The organism is Chamaesiphon sp. VAR_48_metabat_403, from assembly GCF_031422475.1.
Taxonomy (GTDB): domain Bacteria; phylum Cyanobacteriota; class Cyanobacteriia; order Cyanobacteriales; family Chamaesiphonaceae; genus Chamaesiphon.
The window spans coordinates 1-2878 of sequence record NZ_JANPLS010000479.1; the positions used below are offsets into that span (position 1 = coordinate 1).

Annotated in this window: 3 protein-coding genes; all 3 read right to left on the bottom strand. The window is 44.8% G+C overall.

All coding sequences use genetic code 11. The features are described from left to right. Nucleotides 1-229 precede the first annotated feature (229 nt). Nucleotides 230-751 carry an RICIN domain-containing protein gene (locus tag RMO79_RS22855; protein WP_310485566.1) on the bottom strand — a complete coding sequence of 174 codons (522 nt, stop codon included), beginning with the start codon at nt 749-751 and terminating at the stop codon, nt 230-232. 152 nt (nt 752-903) lie between these two features. Continuing rightward, on the bottom strand, nt 904-1581 hold the full coding sequence (locus RMO79_RS22860) for an ABC transporter ATP-binding protein (protein ID WP_310485567.1): 678 nt from the start codon (nt 1579-1581) through the stop codon (nt 904-906). A gap of 155 nt (nt 1582-1736) precedes the next feature. Further along, the coding region (locus tag RMO79_RS22865) for an ABC transporter permease (protein ID WP_310485568.1) at nt 1737-2878 on the bottom strand (1142 nt) is incomplete at its 5' end.

Below are 2878 nucleotides of genomic sequence, written 5' to 3' on the forward strand. Positions count from 1 at the left end.
CAAAGCGAATCAGGTTGTTATTGTTAATATTAATATCAGTTTGTGCTAGAGCATTGCCAGCAAAAATCAAACAAATAGTAGCTATAAATGCCAAAATTAATTGTTGCCATTTCATAGATTTTACCCCTATTAATACTAAGAAAAGTGAATACTCCTCATAGTATTAAAAGAAGATGAGGAACCTGTGAGGAAAATTATCCTCTAAGCAGTTTTAATCATTAATAGAGGATTAACGAGTGCTGGTGATTTTCCAGCTCTGCCCAGAAATGTTGTCACACTTTGCCATCGTCAGTTGATTGTTTCTACCGTCATTGAGAACGTTCAAACAATTACTCGCACCTGTCAGTGCATTTGTCACAAAATAATAGCCAGAGTTACCAGGAACTGTCTTACTCGGTGTAACAGTCCAGAGTTGTCCAGGTAGGTTGCTACATTTAGCCATTGTTACTTTATTATTTTCACCATCATTGATGAGGTTCAAACAATTATTTGCACCTGTAAGTGGAGTCTGTAGGCGATAAGCTTGAGGATTCTTTGCACTACCTGTCATGCTCCAGCGTTGTCCAGCGATATTGCCGCATTTAGCCATAGTCAATCGATTGCTTTTACCATCTTCGATAATATCTAAACAACTATCTGCGCCTGTAAGTGTATTTCGCAATCGGTTTTGTTTAACCTGAGCATTAACTTCGTTAGCTAGTAGACTAATCAAGATTATCGGTAAAACAACAACGAATTTTCTACTTTGCATACAAATGTCTATCCATTAATTGCATCTATATTTTATCAATTGGGTATAGATAATACCATCTATCAAAGGGGTGATTTTCGGAGAGATTGAGTACCTCCGGTAGGCTACGCAAACGAGTCAATAGGAATAAATATATTCAACTCCCAAATTATTCAGTTCGATTCAACAATTACCCCGTCTACCATCCGAATTATCCGTTTTGTTCTGGCGGCAACATTAGCATCATGAGTGACAATTGCGATCGTCGTACCCTGTTGATTCAACTCTGTCAGCAGATTCATAATCTCCTCAGAGGTGGTGGAATCTAGTGCCCCAGTAGGTTCATCAGCGAGGACTAAGGCGGGATGATTGACTAAGGCACGGGCGATCGCTACCCGCTGTTGTTGTCCGCCGGAGAGCTGATTGGGACGGTTCTGGATGCGATCGCTCAAACCGACTTGGACTAATGCGTCTGTAGCTTGTTCGATTCGCTGTGACTTATCGACATCAGCATAAATCATCGGTAACATCACATTCGAGAGGGATGTGAGCTTTGGTAAGAGGTTGAACTGTTGAAACACAAACCCAATATATTGATTGCGAATATCGGCGAGTTCATCATCATCGAGAGTCGTCAGATCTTGCCCTGCTAAAAAATACTGTCCACTGCTGGGTCGATCGAGACAGCCAATAATATTCATCAAAGTTGATTTCCCCGAACCAGAAGCACCCATGATCGCGACGTATTCGCCTTCTTTGATCGATAAATTAATGCCCTTGAGTACTGGGACATCGAGCGATTCCAAGTGATAGGTTTTGGTAATATCTTTGAGCGAAATCATACTTGCCATAGTTATTAGATGCCAACGATTATGAGATGCCAACGATTGAAATCGTGGCTCATGTTGCGAAGTCCGCCTACGCGGACTGAGATTTCTAACCCGCGTAGGCGGGTTTTGCAGCACTAGCGGCGATTTCAATCGCTGTGCTGCTCTGCCATAATCAATCAATCCCCATGCAATGCCAAGATCGGGTCTAACTTTGCCGCATTACGGGCAGGAATACCGCCCGCCAGTACCCCAACAATCAGCGAAAGGACAAAACCCACCACCACTGATAATAACGACACCACAAAGGGGAATTTGAAGATTGTTGCGGTAGCAAAAGCGATCGCGACACCCAATCCAATCCCGATCGCACCGCCAATACTCGAAATCACGATCGATTCCATCAAAAATTGATTCAGAATTGCTCCACTAGTTGCCCCGACTGCTTTTCTCAGCCCGATTTCCCGCGTCCGTTCCATCACCGAAACCAGCATAATATTCGCGATGCCAATGCCACCAACGACTAGAGAAATTCCGGCGATCGCCGTAACCATCAGTGTCAACAATCCCATAATATTCGTGAAAGTCTTAATCAGATCCACTTCATTCGTGACAGTAAAATCATCCTCTTTGGGTGGGCGAATATTATGGCGCAGCCGCAGCACATTCGTCACTTGAAATTCCGCTGCTTCAAGTCGATCGGGATTACTCGCTTTTACCCAAAAGCCGTTAATTGCCACACCTGTGAGCGCATTGTTACCAACAATCTCGGCAGACATATTAGTCAGTGGCAGATACACCACATTATTCATATCTTGCAGCCCGACAGCCCCTTTCCGCTCCATCACCCCTACCACGCGATAACGCTTGCCCTGAATCCGAATATCGCTACCGATTGCCGTTTCGGATGGTGCAAACAAATCGTCTCGAATTTTGGCACCGATTACCACGACTGCTTTGGCTATATCCAAATCCTGCTGCTGAAAAAATGTCCCTAGTTGCGGCTTGACATTTCTTACCGCTGGAAAGTTTAAATCCGTGCCGATGGCAGTTATTGAAATATTAACGTTACCCCTCACCACCTGAACACCTGGGCGATATAAGAACGCTGACACCGCAGTAGCAGCGGGAACTTGTTTGGCGATCGATCGCGCATCTTCCCAAGTCAGGGTACTCGCAGAACCAGCTCCCTGACTGATGCCGCCCGTTCTCGCTGCGGCTGCGGAAACTTGCAGGATATTGGTACCCAATGCCTCTATTCTCAACTCAGTGGCTCTTTGCACGCCTTGCCCGATCGAAGTAATCGCAATTACAGATGATA